Raw genomic sequence first — 17,809 nt, 5'->3', positions numbered from 1 at the left:
TACGCCGCGGAGAGGCGCGGCGCCAGCAACGGCACTCTCAGGGGTGCGAACAGCAAGCAGGGAGGAAAATCATGGTTACAGTCTACGAGAAGAAACCGGGTTATGAGAGAAAGGCCGGACTATCTAGGCGCGAGCTTCTGAAACGTGGCGGCGCGGGCGCGCTGCTCATCATCTCCGGCAGCGCCGTCATCAGCCCCGAACACGCCTGGGGTCTCGAAACCTCGGCGCTGAAGCCCGAAACGATGGCGACGCTGATCCAGGTGGCGCGCGACATCTACCCGCACGACCAGGTGCCGGACAAATATTACGCCATTGCCGTCAAGGGCCATGACGAGACGGCCGCCAAGGACCCTGCCCACAAGGAGCTGATCGAGAAAGGCATCGCCGAGCTCGACAAGAAGGCTGGCAAGGGCGGCTATCGCGGGCTTGGCTGGGAAGAGCAGAGGGTGGCGCTCCTCACCGGTATCGAGAAGACGCCGTTCTTCCAGGCGGTGCGCGGCGGGCTTGTCGTCAGCCTCTATAACCAGAAGGAGGTGTGGCCGATCTTCGGTTACGAGGGCGAGTCCTACTCCAAGGGCGGCTACATCGCGCGCGGCTTCAACGACATCGAGTGGCTCTGAGCCGCTCTGTCACGAACCGCTTTTCGACAGATTTCATGGGAGGAAACCATGGCAGCACAATTTGATCTCAACAATGACGGCGTGGTCGTCATCATCGGCTCGGGCGCGGGCGGCGGCACGCTCGGCAACGAGCTCGCCCAGAAAGGCATCGACGTCGTCATCCTCGAGGCGGGCGCACGCCACGAATATGAGGACTTCATCAACGACGAGTGGGAGTCGTTCGCCCAGCTCGCCTGGAAGGACAAGCGCACCACTTCGGGCGACTGGCGCGTGGCCAAGGATTTTCCGAACCTGCCGGCCTGGATCGTCAAGTCGGTCGGCGGCTCGACCACGCACTGGGCCGGCGCCTCGCTGCGCTTCCAGGAGCACGAGTTCAAGGCGGCCACGACCTACGGTAAGGTCAAGGGCGCCAACCTCCTCGACTGGCCAGTGACGCTGGCCGAGATGGCACCCTATTACGCCAAGGCCGAAGCCAAGATGGGTGTCACCGGCACCAACAATTGGCCGCGGCTGCCGGGCAACAACAATTTCAAGGTGCTCAAGGCCGGCGCCGACAAGCTTGGCTACAAGGAATGCCACACCGGCAACATGGCCATCAATTCGGTGGAGCGCGACGACCGCAATTCCTGCCAGCAGACCGGCTTCTGCTTCCAGGGCTGCAAATGGGGCGCCAAATGGTCGACGCTCTACACCGAGATCCCGAAGGGCGAGGCGACCGGGCATCTGGAGGTGCGGCCGAACTCGATGGCAATCAAGATCAATCATGACGCCTCCGGAAAGGTGACTGGCGTCGTCTATGCCGACAAGGACGGCAAGCTGCAGGAGCAGAAGGCCCGCATCGTTGCGGTCGCCGGCAATTCGATCGAGAGCCCGCGCCTGTTGCTCAATTCGGACTCGTCCAAATTCCCGCACGGGCTCGCCAACTCGTCGGGACAGGTAGGCAAGAATTACATGCGCCACACCACCGGCTCGGTCTATGCCATCTTCGACAAGCCGGTGCATATGTATCGCGGCACCACCATGGCCGGGATCATCCGCGACGAGGCGCGCCACGATCCGTCGCGTGGCTTCGTCGGCGGCTATGAGATGGAGACGCTGTCGCTCGGCCTGCCATTCATGGCGGCCTTCCTCAATCCCGGCGGCTGGGGCCGCTCCTTCACCACGGCGCTCGACCATTACGACCATATGGCGGGCCTGTGGATCGTCGGCGAGGATATGCCGCGCGAAGAGAACCGCATCACGCTGCACAAGGACGAGAAGGACGAGCACGGCATGCCGATCGCCGACGTCCATTTCGATGACCATCCGAATGACGAGGCCATGCGCAACCATGCCTACAGCCAAGGCCAGGCGCTCTACGCCGCGGTCGGCGCGACGCGGACCTTCCCGACGCCGCCTTATCCTTCGACCCACAATCTCGGCACCAACCGGATGAGCGAAAAGCCGGAGGACGGCGTCGTCAACAAGCACGGCCAGTCGCACGATATCAAGAACCTGTTCATCTCAGACGGCAGCCAGTTCACCACGGGTGCGGCGGAGAACCCGACGCTGACCATCGTGACGCTGGCGATCCGCCAGGCTGACTACATCGCCGCCCAGATGTCGGCGAAAACGATCTGACCTCCCGACTGCCTGCTGGCGCGGGACCCAAACGGGTTCCGCGCCTTTTTTATGCGGGCTATCTTTTGGTGCAGGTCGAGGCTGTGAAGGCGCCGTCCTGCTGTTTCATGATGATGTCGAACGAAGGACCGCTCGGGTCATCCAAGGTCGCCTGGGTCATCGAGACCGAATTGCCGCCGCTGGTGTAGCCGCCGAGCGGACCGAGCCAGGTGATCTCGCCATTGGGATTCATCTGGTAATTGTAAGGCGGCGGCGCGACGCCGAAGGTCACCGGGCCGCTATAGAGGCTGCCCTTGATGGTGATGTCGCCCAGGTTGAGGAACAGGCCGAGCAGGTAGACCTCGCAGTGGTAGACGCCGTCCGGCAGCTTGCCGTCGGCAAAATCGGCGCGGGCGCCGCCGGCGGCGGACACAAGAAGCAGGAAAGCCAGGATTGTTCGCAGGGCCATGACGTCGCTCGTTTGCACGGCGACCTTGCCCCATTTCGCCATGAGCCCGCAACAGGGCCGACAAAGCTATCCTTGCCTATGTGGTGAAATCATAGGCATTTTACAATTTGGGCAAAATCTAGGCAGAGGTGCGTAAACTTTTCTCAATCCTGCCGCGTTGCAGTAGAGGCGACAGTTGCGCGGCTATCATATAACCGACTGTAATCATTGCATTATCGCGAAAATCAGTTCAGCGCATTCCTATCTGGCACGTCGCTTGCACCGCTAATATTGCGATGCAAAACAACCAGCTTGGGAGCGTGTCATATGAGGGGTAACTTCGCGAAAATAACAAAAATCCTGTCCGCCGGCGTCGTCGCGGCTGGTCTGCTGGCTTCAGCTTCCGCCAAGGCGGCTGAAGACACGATCAAGGTCGGTATCCTCCATTCGCTGTCGGGGACCATGGCGATTTCGGAGACGACGCTGAAAGACGTCATGCTGATGCTGATCGACGAGCAAAACGCCAAGGGCGGCCTGCTCGGCAAGAAACTGGAGGCCGTGGTGGTCGATCCGGCGTCCAACTGGCCGCTCTTCGCCGAAAAGGCGCGCGAGCTGATCTCGAAGGACAAGGTCGCGGCCGTGTTCGGCTGCTGGACCTCGGTGTCGCGCAAATCGGTTCTGCCGGTGTTCTCGGAACTCGACAATATCCTCTTCTATCCCGTCCAGTATGAGGGCGAGGAGAGCGAGCGCAACGTCTTCTACACCGGTGCGGCGCCGAACCAGCAGGCCATTCCGGCCGTCGATTACCTGATGAGCGCCGATGGCGGCTCGGTGAAGCGCTGGGTGCTTGAAGGCACCGACTATGTCTATCCGCGCACCACCAACAAGATCCTCGAAGCCTATCTCAAATCGAAGGGCGTGCCGGCCGAGGACATCATGGTCAACTACACGCCGTTCGGCTTCTCCGACTGGCAGACCGAGGTCTCGGCGATCAAGAAATTCGGCTCGGCCGGCAAGAAGACGGCCGTGGTGTCGACCGTCAACGGCGACGCCAACGTGCCGTTCTATAAGGAGCTCGGCAACCAGGGCGTCAAGGCCGAGGACATTCCGGTCATGGCCTTCTCGGTCGGCGAGGAAGAATTGGCCGGTCTCGACACCGGGCCGCTGGTCGGCCATCTCGCCGCCTGGAACTACTTCGAAAGCATCGACACGCCGGCGAACAAGAAGTTCATCGACGACTGGCACAAGTTCATCAAGAACGACAAGCGCACCACCAACGACCCGATGGAAGCCCACTATATCGGCTTCAACATGTGGGTGAAGGCGGTGGAGAAGGCCGGCACCACCGATCCGGACAAGGTCATCGACGCCATGGTCGGCGTTTCGGTGCCGAACCTGACCGGCGGCTATTCGACGATGATGCCCAACCACCACATCACCAAGCCGGTGCTGATCGGCGAGATCCAGGCCGACGGCCAGTTCGAGACCGTTTCGCAAACGCCCGGCCTCGTCATGGGCGACGAATGGTCCGACTACCTGCCGGATTCCAAGGACCTGATCTCCGATTGGCGCGCGCCTCTGTCCTGCGGCAACTTCAACGTCGCCACCGGAAAGTGCGGCGGCAAGGGCACCAACTAATCCCGGTCCGTGATCCCAGGTCTGTCGGATCGCGGAGTGGCCCCGCGATCCGAGACCGCCGCCCGGGCAGGTTCCTGACCCGCCCGGGCAAGATCCCTGAAACCTAGTTTTGCGCAATTCCGGACGGAAAACCGCTTCACACTTTTCCTGGAATTGCTTGAGAAAGCTGCTTGAAAACGACGATGCTGCTGCTGCGCGCAATCGGTCTGATGTTGCTGCTGACGATGGCTGGACTGACGCCGTCGAAGGCGGCTGAGGCCGACCTTCGCGCATCGATCGGCAAATTCGCAGCTGCAACCGGCTTCTCGGCTACCGAGGCCGTCGTGCGCGAGCTTGCCGGGAGCGGCGATCCCGCCGTCGAGCGGCCGCTTTCGGCGCTGGCCGACGGCAATCTCTACATCCGCAAGGCCGATTCCCAGGTTTTTGTCGGCAAGGAGAGCGGCGACAGCATCGAGCTGCTCGATCCGCTGAGCGGCGAGAACGCCGCCGAAGCGGCCAAGGCCGACCTCACCAAGATCAAGGTCAATAACGGGCTGCGTCGTGTCATCCGCGACGCGCTGGGCACGCTGACCTTGCGCGCCAAGGACGCAAGCGTGCGTCTTGCCGCGGCAATGACGATGTTCAAGACGCCCGATGCGGCGAACATCGGGCCGCTGGATGCCGCAATCGCCGCCGAAATCGACCCCGGCGTCAAGGCCCTGTTCGAGCACGCGCGGGCAGCTTCCATCCTCGTTTCGGACAAAACAGAAGCCGATAAGCTCGCGGCGATCTCGGTCGTCGGCGCCCGCGGCGACCGCGACGCGCTCTCGCTGCTCACCTCAGTTGAGGCGAACGCCCAGGGCACGGTCAAGGAGGCGGCAGCCGCCGCGATCGGCAAGATCAACTCCAAGCTGGCTTTGTGGGATGCGGGTCAGAACATCTGGTACGGCATTTCGCTGGGATCGGTGCTGCTGCTTGCGGCGATCGGGCTTGCCATCACCTTCGGCGTCATGGGCGTCATCAACATGGCGCATGGCGAGATGGTGATGCTCGGCGCCTACACCACCTTCGTCGTCCAGCAAGTCATCCGCACCTCGTTTCCGGGCCTGTTCGACTGGTCGCTGGTTATCGCGCTGCCGCTCGCCTTCCTTGTCGCGGGGCTGGTCGGCCTTGCAATCGAACGCGGCATCATCCGCTTCCTCTATGGTCGCCCGCTGGAAACGCTTCTGGCCACCTGGGGCGTCTCGCTGGTCCTGCAGCAGGCGGTGCGCACCATCTTCGGGCCGACCAACCAGGAGGTCGGCAATCCGTCCTGGATGTCGGGTTCGTTCGATGTCGGCCAGTTGGCCATCACCTGGAACCGGCTGTGGATCCTGGTGTTCGCGCTCGCCGTGTTCGGTGTGCTGCTCTACGTCATGAAGCGCACGCCCTGGGGGCTGCAGATGCGCGCCGTCACCGCCAACCGCCGCATGGCCGCCTCGATGGGCATCAGGACGCCATGGGTCGACGCGCTGACCTTTGCGTTGGGCTCGGGCATCGCCGGGATCGCGGGCGTGGCGCTCAGCCAGATCGACAATGTCTCGCCTAATCTCGGCCGCGGCTACATCATCGATAGTTTCATGGTCGTGGTCTTCGGCGGCGTCGGCAATCTGTGGGGGACGCTGGTCGGCGCCTTCTCGCTCGGCGTCGTCAACAAATTCCTCGAGCCCTATGCCGGCGCGGTGCTCGGCAAGATCGTCGTTCTGGTGCTGATCATCCTGTTCATCCAGAAGCGCCCGCGCGGCCTGTTCGCGCTGAAGGGCAGGGCGGTGGAAGCATGATCGCGCAGCGCTTCCTTTCCGCCGATCGCCGCATCGGCATTGCCATCTTCGTCCTGCTGGCCGCCGCCATCATCGTGCCCCTGCTCGACCTGGCGGTCTCGCCGCAAAGCGCCTTCTACATCCCGCCTTACATCGTGGCGCTGATTGGCAAATATCTCTGCTACGCGCTGCTGGCGCTCGCGCTCGACCTGGTCTGGGGCTATTGCGGCATCCTTTCGCTCGGCCACGGCGCCTTCTTCGCGCTTGGCGGCTATGCGATGGGCATGTATCTGATGCGCCAGATCGGCTCGCGCGGCGTCTACGGCAATCCGATCCTGCCGGACTTCATGGTGTTCCTGAACTACAAGCAGTTGCCCTGGTTCTGGTACGGCTTCGATCATTTCTGGTTCGCGGCGCTCATGGTGCTGGCCGTGCCCGGCCTGCTCGCCTTCGTCTTCGGCTGGTTCGCCTTCCGCAGCCGCGTCACCGGCGTCTATCTTTCGATCATCACCCAGGCGATGACCTATGCGCTGCTGCTCGCCTTCTTCCGCAACGACATGGGTTTTGGCGGCAACAACGGCCTGACCGATTTCAAGGATATACTCGGCTTCAGCGTCCAGGCCGACGCGACGCGCTCGGCCCTGTTTGCGGCTAGCGCCGTTACGCTGGCGCTCGCCGTCTTCGTTACCGCTGCGATCGTGCGCTCAAAATACGGCAAGCTCCTGATGGCGGTGCGCGACGCCGAAAGCCGCACCCGTTTCCTCGGCTGGCGGGCGGAGAACGTCAAGCTGTTCGCCTTCACGGTCTCGGCTATCATGGCCGGCATCGCCGGCGCGCTTTACGTGCCGCAGGTCGGCATCATCAATCCCGGCGAATTCGAGCCGTCCAACTCGATCGAGGTGGTGATCTGGACCGCTGTCGGCGGGCGCGGCACCATTGTCGGCCCGATCCTCGGCGCGCTGCTGGTCAACGCCGGCAAATCCTGGTTCACCGGCGTGCTGCCGGAATTCTGGCTGTTCGCCCTGGGCGGCCTGTTCGTCGCCGTCACGCTGCTTTTGCCCAAAGGCATCGTCGGCATGTGGGATGCCTGGCGCAGCCAGGCCAAGGCGCTGCGCTCAGCTTCGCTAGCGGCGGAAGCCGGCGCCGATCCCGAGGAGCCCCCGGAGCCAAAGATCGTTCGCTCGGCCGCGAGAACACCGGGCGCCTGGTCTGCCGCCGGCGCCGAGCCGCAGCCGGCGGAGTGAACGATCATGAGCAAGTCGAACACCATCCTTTATCTCGACGGCGTCTCGGTCTCCTTCGATGGCTTTCGTGCCATCAACAACCTGTCGCTGGTGCTCGACAAGGGCGAGATGCGCGCGATCATCGGCCCCAACGGCGCCGGCAAGACGACGATGATGGACATCGTCACCGGCAAGACGCGGCCGGACGAGGGCGAGGTGTTCTTCGATGGTGAGGTGGATCTCACCCGGCACGACGAGGCCGAGATCGCCATGATGGGCATCGGCCGCAAGTTCCAGAAGCCGACGGTCTTCGAGAGCCACAGCGTCGAGGACAATCTCATGCTGGCGCTAAAAGGGCCGCGCTCGATCTTCCCCGCGCTGTTCCATCGCCGTTCGGCGGCCGAGACGCGGCGCATCGACGACATCCTCGGTGTCATCCGTCTCGGCGACAAGCGCGGCGAGCTCGCCGCCAATCTCAGCCATGGCCAAAAGCAGTGGCTGGAGATCGGCATGCTCCTGGCGCAGGACCCAAAGCTTTTGCTCGTCGATGAGCCGGTCGCCGGCATGACCGATGCCGAGACCGAGGAGACCGCGCGGCTGCTCAAGGACATCGCCCGCGACCATTCGGTGATCGTCGTCGAGCACGACATGCATTTCGTGCGCGAGCTCGGCGTCAAGGTCACCTGCCTGCATGAGGGCTCGGTGCTGTCGGAAGGCACGCTCGATTTTGTTTCGGCCGACGAGCGCGTCGTCGAAGTCTATCTGGGGCGGTGAGCATGGTCTGGCGGGTTCCCTTCCACCGTTTCGATTTCGCTTTCCTGAAGCGCTGGAGAAGGGGCTGACCATGCTCGAGGTCTCCAATGCCACGCTGCATTACGGCGCCGCCCAGGCGCTGCGCGGCGTTTCGCTGAAAGCCGGCGCCGGCAAGATCACTTGCGTGCTCGGCCGCAACGGCGTCGGCAAGACCAGTTTGATGAGATCGATCGTCGGCCATCACCGGCTGACGAGCGGAAGCGTTGCCTTCGAGGGGAAGGCGCTCGACCGGAGCGCGGCGTATGACCGCGCCCGGTCGGGCATCGCATTCGTGCCGCAGGGCAGGGAAGTCTTTCCGCTGCTCACGGTGCGCGAAAACCTGGAATCCGGCTTCGCGCCGCTGCGGCGCGCCGACCGCAACATTCCGGCCTATGTCTTCGAGCTGTTCCCGGTGCTGAAGCAGATGCTGTCGCGGCGCGGCGGCGACCTGTCCGGCGGCCAGCAGCAGCAGCTCGCCATTGGGCGCGCGCTGGTGATGCGGCCCAAGCTCCTGGTGCTCGACGAGCCGACCGAAGGCATCCAGCCTTCGATCATCAAGGATATCGGCCGCGCCATCCGCTATCTGCGCGACCAGGCGGGGATTGCCGTGCTTCTGGTCGAGCAATATCTCGACTTCTGCCGGGAACTTGCCGACGAGGTCAACATCATGGATCGGGGCCAGATCGTGCATACCGGTCCTGCAGAAGACCTCGACCGGGCGGATGTGCGGAAGTTTCTGACAGTCTAGAATCGTTTGCTCGACTTCGGTCGATATCGCGAGGCGGCAGCAACCCCAGTATTTCTCTTTGCTGTCCAGGCCGAGCTCTGGCGCGTTGAATACCGCATGCTAGTCTTTTCTTGGCCCTGGTGAGTCGGCCGCTTTCCGTATCAGTTGCGAATGAGGGGGAAGGCGCGGGCTCCGTCCGCAAGTTCCACGCAAGCCAATCCACCTAGCTTTCCCCGCAGTGATTGTCGGTCAATGCGTCCAAAAAGAATTTTGCCAGGGGACGGCGATGGAACGTTTTGTCGAGGACTACCAAAAACGGCGCCTCACCGAGCGCGTCGACATCATGACCGCGATCAACATCCTGATGTCGCAAGGCTATGACGAAGATCATCTCCTGGATGAGATCACCAAGGTTTTCTACGTCGATCTCGACGCCTTCAACGAAGTGATCTCACACCATTGAGAGTTTGCACGCGGCGGTAAAACTCAGCCGGCGCGGCGAAAATCCAGGACGCGGTTGCGGCCGCCGCGCTTGGCGGCATAGAGCGCCTTGTCGGCGGCGCTGAGCACCTTGTCGAAGCTCATGCCATCCCTGCTGCCAAATGCGAAGCCTGCGCTGACCGTGCAGCGCAGCGGTCCGGTCTCGGTCTCGACCGTGCGCGCGGCGAACGCGGCCCGGACGCGTTCGGCCGTCGCCTCGGCTGTCTCGGGCAAAGTGCGCTTCAACACCATGGCAAATTCCTCGCCACCCATGCGGGCGACGGAGTCGTTCGGGCGAAGGTCGGCGGAAAGCACTTGGGCAAAGACCTTGAGCACCTCATCGCCGGCGGCGTGGCCGAATTGGTCGTTGATCGCCTTGAAGCCGTCGAGGTCGAACACCACCACCGCCGTGAAAGCGCTGACGGGCGTCTTGCCGTGCAGGTCGAACAACGCGCGGCGGTTGAGCAGCCCCGTCAGCACGTCGGTCTCTGCCTCATGCTTGTGGTGGCGCGCGAGCCGCCCCTGGTTGAGCGCCAGCGACAGCGCGCCGATGCCGGTCATCGAGGCGATGACGATGACCAAGCTCAGATCCTCCGCCCAGTTGCTCGGCGCGTGGCCGAGGATGAGCTTGCCGTCCCAAGCCAGCACGGCCGCGCAAAGCACGAAGGAAACAGCGGTCAATGAATAGAGCAGCGCCACGCCCACGAGTTGCGCCGGTGCCTCTTCGCGACCCTTCCAATATTCATGTGCGGTGCCGAATAGGAGCAGCGCGGCAAGGAAATTCTCAAGCATGAAGCCCAGACCGTCATAGCCGAGCGCCATTGGCGGTAACGCCAGCGCAAAAGAGATGGCAGTGCCAAGCGTGATGCGCGGCAGCGGCGAGCGGCCGGTCCGGAACTGGTGGGCGGCGCCCAACATCACCGAGAAGCCGAACAGCAGCAGCGCCAGCGCCAGGATGCCGAGGGCTGTTCCGGGCGCATCGATATAGGCGTCATAGACAAAAACCTCCGCCACCACCACCAGCACGCTGATCGCCCAGGTCAGCAGGAACCTGTCGGAACGGGCGGTCAGCCAGGTTCCGAACAGGGTGAGGCTGAGGCAGGCGGCGGAGAAGCCGACGGCCAGCAGCAATGAATTGTAGTCGAGAAGCATGCGCTCGCCCTTGCCGCCGCCGGGTCTCTGCAACCTGCCGTGCGTTCTATCAGTGCAGCAAGGAAGTATCGATTACGTTACGATAGCGGTGAAGATGCCATAATTCCGCGGCGTCAGAGGACCGCCACCAACAATAGCAGGATGATGCCGACCCCCATCATCACCAGACCCGGCCAATTCTGCGACAGGCCGAGGAAACCGAGGCCGCGCCGGCGTGGCTCAAGCGTCGGGCCAGGCGTTGCCAGGTTTGGCATCGGGCGATCCGAGGCTGCAGATGCCGGATCGCTAAGTTTCCCGCGCCTGAGGACCGCACCCGCCATGTACACAATGCCGGCGACAATGAGCAATGCCCCGATGAGGATGACAGCCATATCACCTCGCTTTCTTCGGGCTCTCCCGATGCCGGAGCCCGGGCCATTGTTCCGCGACGCTCAACCGCTATGGAAATCCGCTCCCGGCGAGAAAGGCAAAACGGTCGAGATGCCCCGTAAGTTCCGGCGGAGCTCGCCCCTCAATCGGTCACTCGCTTCATCAGTGCCATGGCGCCGAACGGCGCGCGCACCTTGCCCTCGGTGATGAAGTAGACGAACACGTCGCGCGGCTTGACCGGCGCATCGGTCTTGGGATCGGCGCGCGGCAGGTCGGCGGGCTGCTTGCCTTGCGCCCAGGTCTTCACCCTTCCCGCCCATTCGTCCAGGCCTTTCGGCGTGTAGCAGTCAGGGTTGTCGTCGCTGCCGGTCTGCAGCCGCGCATAGACGAAGCCGCCGGTTACATCGGCGATCGCCGGATATTTTGCGTGATCGGCATAGACGATCGCGGCGTTGTATTTTCGGGCGAGCGCTGGAAACTCCGGCACGACGAAGCTGTCGTGGCGCACCTCCAGCGCGTGACGCAGAGGCACACCGTCCTGCTGCTCGGGCAGCAGCTTCAGGAAGGCTTCGAAATCGTCCGCGTCGAATTTCTTGGTCGGCGCGAACTGCCACAGAATCGGGCCGAGCTTCTCGCCGAGCGCGGCAACGCCGGAGCCCAGGAAGCGCATCATCGATTCGCCGGCCTCGCCGAGCACCCTCCGGTTGGTCACGAAGCGGTTGCCTTTGAGCGAGAAGACGAAACCCTCCGGCGCTTCGTTGGCCCACTTGGCGAAAGTCGGTTCCTTGAAGCTGGAATAATAAGTGCCGTTGACCTCGATGGTCGGGACCTGCCGGCTGGCGTAGTGGAGTTGCTTGGCCTTGGCGAGCTTGTCCGGGTAGAAGGAGGTGTCCCAAGGCTCGAAAGTCCAGCCGCCCATGCCGGAGCGGATTTTTCCTTGGCTCATTATCGTCCTCCTCTGTTCAAATGTGATCAGGCGGCTCGGTCGACCGACTTCATCATGTCGACCAGGGTCCATCCTGGCCGGTGTGGGTTGGCGCGGCGACCCGTTTCCCGATAGCCGTAGGCGGAATAGAGCGCGATGTTCCGCTCCATCCGCGAATTGGTGTAAAGCCGCACCTCCGGCACGGCCCACAACCGCGCCTGCTCGTCGGCGAAGTTGAGCAGTTTGATGCCGAGTTTTTTACCTTGGAAGGCCGGCGCGACGGCGACGCTGAAGATCATGGCGTGGTCGGGATGCCGTTCGAGGACGATCAGCCCGGCCAGTCCTCCGTCCTCTTCGAGCAGCCAGACCTCGCCGCGCTCGATGCGCGGCGCGTAGTCTTCCGTCACCGGAATCGGCGGGGCGCCGAACAGAGCGGTGTAGGGCGCATAGGCGGCCGTCGTCACCGCGGCAACGGCCGGAAGATCACCGGAAAGCGCTCTTCTAATTGTCATTCAAGCGCCCTTCCGACGAAATGCGCGCTCACTCCGCCGCTTCGCGTTTGCCCCCGGGGCGCCGCTCCAGCAGCTCCTTGAGGAACTGGCCGGTGTAGCTGCGCTTCTCGCGCACGATCGCTTCCGGCGTGCCCGACGCCACCAGCTCGCCGCCGCCGTCGCCGCCTTCGGGGCCGAGGTCCAGCACCCAGTCGGCGGTCTTGATCACTTCGAGATTGTGCTCGATCACCACCACCGTGTTGCCCTGGTCGACCAGCTCGTGCAGCACTTCGAGCAGCTTGGCGACGTCGTGGAAATGCAGGCCGGTGGTCGGCTCGTCGAGGATGTAGAGCGTCTTGCCGGTCGCCTTGCGCGACAATTCCTTGGCAAGCTTGATGCGCTGCGCCTCGCCGCCCGAGAGCGTCGTCGCCTGCTGGCCAATATGGATATAGCCGAGGCCGACCTGCTTCAGCGTCTCCAGCTTGTCGCGTACACCGGGCACCGCCGAGAAGAAGTCGACGCCTTCCTCGACCGTCATGTCGAGCACGTCGGCGATCGACTTGCCCTTGAACAGCACGTCGAGCGTCTCGCGGTTGTAGCGCTTGCCGTGGCAGACGTCGCAGGTAACATAGACATCGGGCAGGAAGTGCATCTCGATCTTGATGACGCCGTCGCCCTGGCAGGCCTCGCAGCGGCCGCCCTTGACGTTGAAGGAGAAGCGGCCCGGCTGATAGCCGCGCGCCTTGGCTTCGGGGAGGCCGGCGAACCAGTCGCGGATCGGCGTGAAGGCGCCGGTATAAGTCGCGGGGTTGGAGCGCGGCGTGCGGCCGATCGGCGACTGGTCGATGTCGATGACCTTGTCGAGGAATTCAAGGCCCTCGATGCGGTCGTGCTCGGCCGGATGCTCGCGCGAGCCCATGATGCGGCGCGAGGCCGCCTTGAACAGCGTCTCGATCAGGAAGGTCGATTTGCCGCCGCCGGACACGCCGGTGACCGCGGTGAAGGTGCCAAGCGGGATTTCCGCCGTCACATTCTTCAGATTGTTGCCGCGCGCGCCGACCACCTTGATGCGCCGGTTCTTCTTCGCCTCGCGCCGCACTGCGGGCGTTGCCACTTCGAGCTCGCCCGACAAATATTTGCCGGTGATCGAGGCAGGTGTGGCCATGATCTGCTGCGGCGTGCCTTGCGCGATGATCTGGCCGCCATGGATGCCGGCCGCCGGGCCGATGTCGACGACATAGTCGGCATGCAGGATGGCGTCCTCGTCATGCTCGACGACGATCACCGTGTTGCCGATGTCGCGCAGGTGCTTGAGCGTATCGAGCAGGCGCGCATTGTCGCGCTGATGCAAGCCGATCGACGGCTCGTCCAGCACATAGAGCACGCCGGTGAGGCCGGAGCCGATCTGCGAAGCGAGCCGGATGCGCTGGCTCTCGCCGCCCGACAGCGTGCCGGAATTGCGCGACAAGGTCAGATAGTCGAGGCCGACATCGTTGAGGAAGCGCAGCCGCTCGCGGATTTCCTTCAGCACGCGGACCGCGATCTCGTTCTGCTTGTCGTTCAACTGCGCCGGCAGGTCGGTGAACCACTGGTCGGCCTTGCGGATCGACATCTCCGTGACTTCGCCGATATGCTTGCCGCCGATCTTCACCGCCAGCGCTTCCGGCTTCAGGCGGTAGCCGTTGCAGGCGGGGCAGGGGGTGGCCGACATGAAGCGCTCGATCTCCTCGCGCATCCAGGCGGATTCAGTTTCCTTCCAGCGCCGGTCGAGATTGGGGATGACGCCCTCGAAGGTCTTGGTCGTCTTGTAGGAGCGCAGGCCGTCATCATACTGGAAGGTGATCTCGCGCTCGCCCGTGCCGCGCAACACGGCTTCTTTGGCCTCGGCGCTCAGATCCTTGAACTTGTCGCCGAGCTTGAAGCCATAGACCTTGCCCAGCGCTTCCAGCGTCTGTGCGTAATAGGGCGAGGTCGATTTCGCCCACGGGCTGATGGCGCCGTCGCGCAGCGACACGTTCTCGTCCGGTACGACGAGGTTGGGATCGATGGCGCGCTGGCTGCCGAGCCCGTCGCAGGTCGGGCAAGCGCCGAACGGGTTGTTGAAGGAGAACAGCCTGGGCTCGATCTCCGGAATGGTGAAGCCGGACACCGGGCAGGCGAATTTCTCCGAGAACAGGATGCGCTCATGCGTCTCGTTCTTCGACTTGTTGACCGAATCCTCGCCGGTCTGGCTGGCGTCGAGCGGCCGGTCGGCGAATTCGGCCACGGCAAGACCTTCGGCAAGCTTCAGCGCTGTCTCGATCGAGTCCGCGAGACGCGTGGCCAGATCGCCGCGCACGACGATGCGGTCGACGACGACGTCGATGTCGTGCTTGTATTTCTTGTCCAGCGCCGGCACGTCGGCGATCTCGTAGAAGACGCCGTCGACCTTGACGCGCTGAAAACCCTTCTTCTGCAGTTCCAGCAGTTCCTTGCGGTATTCGCCCTTGCGGCCGCGCACGATCGGCGCCAGCAGGAACAGGCGCGTGCCCTCGTCCAGCGCCAGCACGCGGTCGACCATCTGCGAAACCGTCTGGCTTTCGATCGGCAGGCCGGTGGCCGGCGAATAGGGGATGCCGACACGCGCGAACAGCAGGCGCATGTAGTCGTAGATTTCGGTGACGGTGCCGACGGTCGAGCGCGGGTTGCGCGAGGTGGTCTTCTGCTCGATCGAGATGGCGGGCGACAGGCCGTCGATCTGGTCGACGTCCGGCTTCTGCATCATCTCGAGGAACTGGCGGGCATAGGCCGACAGGCTTTCGACATAGCGGCGCTGGCCCTCGGCATAGATGGTGTCGAAGGCAAGCGACGATTTGCCGGATCCCGACAATCCGGTCATGACGATCAGGCTGTCGCGCGGCAGGTCGAGATCGACGTTCTTGAGATTGTGTTCGCGCGCCCCGCGAATGGAAAGGTATTTATGGTCGGCCATCGCCGGTCGCCGCCTCAGATCTGGAATTTGCTGGATTGGCGGGATTGTCCCGGCCATCCCCTATGTAGGTATTTTCACCGCCACGTCGAGAGACGCCACAATCTCGACGGGACAAGCCAATCATGGGTTTAACCGTCTTTCGCGCGACCGGGCAAGCGGAAAGAACAAAGGTCGAACACGCTCCTGACAAAGCGTTGTGGAAACAATCGCTCAAGCGTTGTGAGAACAATTGTCCAAGCGTTGTGGAAACAATCGCGGCCGAGCTACGCGCCGTTGGGTGTGCCGAAGCACTCGACTTACCTGCACGTAACCTCCAGACGATCACATTTTTCGGTAACCGACTATTCAACGGTTGACGTCCCGGGCCCAGGGGAGCAGTCTCAAACGCGTCAACGAAGCCGGCCGTCTTTCGATGGCCTCGCCGCCCAATAGGCGGTCTGCGAGACGCCGCAGGCGATAGCGATTTGCGCTTCGAACGACATTGTCGCAACGGACCCAGGAGCGGAGCATGACGCCACCGGACAGTCCCTTGAGGCTCCACACTGAGATGGAGCCGCGGCGGGCATAAGTGCCAGGGCAGACTTGAAACGCCGGCCCGACAAACCGTGACTTGCCGATTCTTAACAATCAGAGACGATAGTCGGATCGTCGGCTGAACGCCGCGTTGCATCCGAAACAGAACGCCGGCAGTCCACTCCCGGCTAAAATTGGATTATCAGATCCATGAAAGCCCCGTCCACCTGCGGAAGCAGTGGCGGGGCTTACATTTTGTGGTGTTCGCGTTTGACCCGCTCGCAATCAATGGTTCGGGATCCGAGCGCCGCCCGTGGCCATATCGATCGTTATGCTGCCACCGATCCTGACATCGGTGTCGCCGATCTTGAAGGAACCGTCGCTGCCGGCCGGTAGCGCGTCTGGTTCCGGCTGCGGCGCCGGCTTGGCGATGCGGTAGTCGCCGCTGACGCCAGGCAGTTTCTGCGCCGAACTGTCGTCGGCAAGGGCGGCGCCGGCCACCAGCGCGCCGGCAAGCGCGGCGAGGGCAACGCACAAGTGCCTGGATTGGAACGGATCGATCATGCGCGGACTATAGGGACGCGGCTAGGGCAATGCCAGACGCGCGGCGATCAATTTGCCGCGCGCCTTCCCGCAACGTCAGGCCGCTTTCTTGCGCGTGTCGTAGACGTGGTCGACAAGGCCCCAAGTCTTGGCTTCCGCGGCGCTCATGAAGTAATCGCGATCGAGCGTGCGCTCGACCTCCTCGTAGGTCCGGCCGCAATGCTTGGCGTAGAGCTCGGTCATATGCTGCTTGGTACGCACGATGTCCTCGGCATGGCGCTGGATGTCTGAGGCCTGGCCCTGAAAGCCGCCCAGCGGCTGATGCAGCACGATCCTTGTGTTGGGCAGCGCGATCCGCCGCCCCGGCGCGCCCGCCATCAGCAGGAAGGAGCCCATCGAGGCGGCAAAGCCCATGCAGACCGTCGACACCGGGCAGGAGATGTACTGCATCGTGTCGTAGATGGCGAAGCCGCTGGTCACCATGCCGCCCGGCGAGTTGATGTAGATCGAGATTTCCTTGTCGGGGTGGTCGGACTCCAGCGACAGAAGCTGCGCGCAGACCAGCGCCGAGACGTTGTCGTTGATCTCGCCGTTGATGAAGACGATGCGCTCGCGCAGCAGCCGCGAAAAAATGTCGAAGGAACGCTCGCCACGGCTCGATTGCTCGATGACCATCGGCACCAGATTGGCAATGCTCATGACGGGTTTCCTCGGTCCTCTTTTTGATCAGGCCGCGCGCAGCATCATGCAGGGCGCGTTGGCGGCGATCGGGTTCTTGCGCGCGTGAAGCGAGAGCCCGCAGCCAGCGCCGGCAATGGCGAGGACAGGTTCCGCCACCGGCACGAAGCCGTCATGGACGATGCTGAGATGCGTGCCGCCTGAGGCGGTGCGCGTCAGCGTGAAGGTGACGATGCTGTCGAAGGCCGGAAACCGGTCGCGGTCGTTCGCGTCGGGCCGCTGATGCCAGGAATAGCGCAGCAGCCTGCCGGGCTCGGCCTCGAGCACCTCGCATTCGATCGGCGCATCCGGTCCGGCAAAGGCGAAGCGGCTGCCGGCTTCCGGCTTGATGTCGTTCGGCATCATCCAGGCGGCGAGCAGTTCCGGCTCGGTCAGCGCCCGCCAGACCTTTTCCGGCGGCTCAGGGAGGTCGCATTCGAAGCTGAGCGGCGCTTCGTTGACAATCGGGTTTTCGGTTGCCGTCATTGGTCCATTCCCTTCAGAACCGTCTTCAACTTCTCGATGCGTTCCGGCCAGAAGGCGCGGTAGCGTTCGATCCAGCCGAGCAGCGGGTCGAGCCCTTGCGGATCGGCGCGATAATAGGCGTTGCGGCCGGCGCGCCGCTCGACCACCAGGCCGGCGCCGCGCAATACGGCAAGGTGCTGCGAGACCGCCGGCTGGGACACCCTCATGCCGGCGCGCAGCTCGCTCACGCTCATCTCGCCAGCGGTCAGCCGCTCGTAAACCGCGCGTCGCGTCGGGTCGGCCAGAGCGCGGAAAATCTCTGCTTCGATCATGACAGAAGCATAAGTCGATACTTATC

18 protein-coding genes are annotated in these 17,809 nt (G+C 63.3%); 8 read left to right on the top strand and 10 right to left on the bottom strand.

Going from position 1 to position 17,809, the window contains the following annotated elements; genetic code table 11:
- The first annotated feature begins 71 nt into the window (after positions 1-71).
- Positions 72-620 (top strand): Twin-arginine translocation pathway signal, encoded by a 549-nt coding sequence (locus tag LB515_RS01655; protein ID WP_095765276.1) that lies wholly within the window; start codon positions 72-74, stop codon positions 618-620.
- Between the two features lie 48 nt (positions 621-668).
- A complete protein-coding gene (locus tag LB515_RS01650; protein WP_224631978.1) occupies positions 669-2,240 on the top strand; it encodes a GMC family oxidoreductase in 1,572 nt (523 codons plus the stop codon).
- Between the two features lie 58 nt (positions 2,241-2,298).
- Here LB515_RS01650 and LB515_RS01645 read toward each other — a convergent pair whose 3' ends face one another.
- Positions 2,299-2,688, bottom strand: a complete 390-nt coding sequence (locus LB515_RS01645) for a hypothetical protein (RefSeq protein ID WP_224636446.1) — start codon at positions 2,686-2,688, stop codon at positions 2,299-2,301.
- A gap of 306 nt (positions 2,689-2,994) precedes the next feature.
- Here LB515_RS01645 and urtA point away from each other — a divergent pair, with 306 nt between their 5' ends.
- From urtA to LB515_RS01615, 6 genes are all read left to right on the top strand, one after another.
- Positions 2,995-4,305: an urea ABC transporter substrate-binding protein gene (gene urtA / locus LB515_RS01640; RefSeq protein ID WP_095765278.1), complete on the top strand. Its 1,311-nt coding sequence runs from the start codon at positions 2,995-2,997 to the stop codon at positions 4,303-4,305.
- 182 nt (positions 4,306-4,487) lie between these two features.
- Complete coding sequence (gene urtB, locus LB515_RS01635) at positions 4,488-6,104, top strand: urea ABC transporter permease subunit UrtB (RefSeq protein ID WP_224706541.1); 1,617 nt, start codon at positions 4,488-4,490, stop codon at positions 6,102-6,104.
- Positions 6,101-7,327 (top strand): urea ABC transporter permease subunit UrtC, encoded by a 1,227-nt coding sequence (gene urtC / locus LB515_RS01630; RefSeq protein WP_224706540.1) that lies wholly within the window; start codon positions 6,101-6,103, stop codon positions 7,325-7,327. Before urtB ends, urtC begins: the two co-directional genes overlap by 4 nt.
- Before the next feature lie 6 nt (positions 7,328-7,333).
- Positions 7,334-8,080: an urea ABC transporter ATP-binding protein UrtD gene (urtD, locus tag LB515_RS01625; protein WP_224706539.1), complete on the top strand. Its 747-nt coding sequence runs from the start codon at positions 7,334-7,336 to the stop codon at positions 8,078-8,080.
- 70 nt (positions 8,081-8,150) lie between these two features.
- Positions 8,151-8,846: an urea ABC transporter ATP-binding subunit UrtE gene (gene urtE, locus LB515_RS01620; RefSeq protein ID WP_224636449.1), complete on the top strand. Its 696-nt coding sequence runs from the start codon at positions 8,151-8,153 to the stop codon at positions 8,844-8,846.
- Positions 8,847-9,111: 265 nt separating this feature from the next.
- Positions 9,112-9,288, top strand: a complete 177-nt coding sequence (locus tag LB515_RS01615; RefSeq protein ID WP_095765283.1) for a hypothetical protein — start codon at positions 9,112-9,114, stop codon at positions 9,286-9,288.
- A gap of 23 nt (positions 9,289-9,311) precedes the next feature.
- On the opposite strand, the gene LB515_RS01610 is transcribed toward LB515_RS01615, so the two are convergent.
- The 9 genes from LB515_RS01610 to LB515_RS01570 form a co-directional block, all read right to left on the bottom strand.
- Positions 9,312-10,457 carry a GGDEF domain-containing protein gene (locus LB515_RS01610; protein ID WP_224706760.1) on the bottom strand — a complete coding sequence of 382 codons (1,146 nt, stop codon included), beginning with the start codon at positions 10,455-10,457 and terminating at the stop codon, positions 9,312-9,314.
- A 113-nt stretch (positions 10,458-10,570) separates the two neighbouring features.
- Positions 10,571-10,828 (bottom strand): hypothetical protein, encoded by a 258-nt coding sequence (locus tag LB515_RS01605; protein ID WP_224706538.1) that lies wholly within the window; start codon positions 10,826-10,828, stop codon positions 10,571-10,573.
- Between the two features lie 140 nt (positions 10,829-10,968).
- The gene (locus tag LB515_RS01600) at positions 10,969-11,772 is read right to left on the bottom strand and encodes a DUF72 domain-containing protein (RefSeq protein WP_263490153.1); all 804 of its coding nucleotides are present in this window, start codon (positions 11,770-11,772) and stop codon (positions 10,969-10,971) included.
- A gap of 26 nt (positions 11,773-11,798) precedes the next feature.
- The gene (locus LB515_RS01595; RefSeq protein WP_095765285.1) at positions 11,799-12,263 is read right to left on the bottom strand and encodes a GNAT family N-acetyltransferase; all 465 of its coding nucleotides are present in this window, start codon (positions 12,261-12,263) and stop codon (positions 11,799-11,801) included.
- Between the two features lie 28 nt (positions 12,264-12,291).
- Positions 12,292-15,213, bottom strand: coding sequence for an excinuclease ABC subunit UvrA (gene uvrA, locus LB515_RS01590; RefSeq protein WP_224706537.1), 2,922 nt, complete (start codon positions 15,211-15,213; stop codon positions 12,292-12,294).
- A gap of 798 nt (positions 15,214-16,011) precedes the next feature.
- Entirely contained in the window at positions 16,012-16,290 is a 279-nt protein-coding gene (locus LB515_RS01585) for a hypothetical protein (RefSeq protein WP_224544440.1), read from the bottom strand.
- A 75-nt stretch (positions 16,291-16,365) separates the two neighbouring features.
- The gene (locus LB515_RS01580; RefSeq protein ID WP_224601284.1) at positions 16,366-16,968 is read right to left on the bottom strand and encodes an ATP-dependent Clp protease proteolytic subunit; all 603 of its coding nucleotides are present in this window, start codon (positions 16,966-16,968) and stop codon (positions 16,366-16,368) included.
- 27 nt (positions 16,969-16,995) lie between these two features.
- Entirely contained in the window at positions 16,996-17,472 is a 477-nt protein-coding gene (locus LB515_RS01575) for an SRPBCC family protein (protein ID WP_224636453.1), read from the bottom strand.
- The gene (locus LB515_RS01570; protein ID WP_095765290.1) at positions 17,469-17,783 is read right to left on the bottom strand and encodes an ArsR/SmtB family transcription factor; all 315 of its coding nucleotides are present in this window, start codon (positions 17,781-17,783) and stop codon (positions 17,469-17,471) included. The genes LB515_RS01575 and LB515_RS01570 overlap by 4 nt, the downstream gene beginning before the upstream one ends.
- Positions 17,784-17,809 lie beyond the last annotated feature (26 nt).

The organism is Mesorhizobium sp. CA15, from assembly GCF_020165215.1.
GTDB lineage: Bacteria > Pseudomonadota > Alphaproteobacteria > Rhizobiales > Rhizobiaceae > Mesorhizobium.
This window is presented reverse-complemented; position numbering and strand designations above follow the sequence as displayed.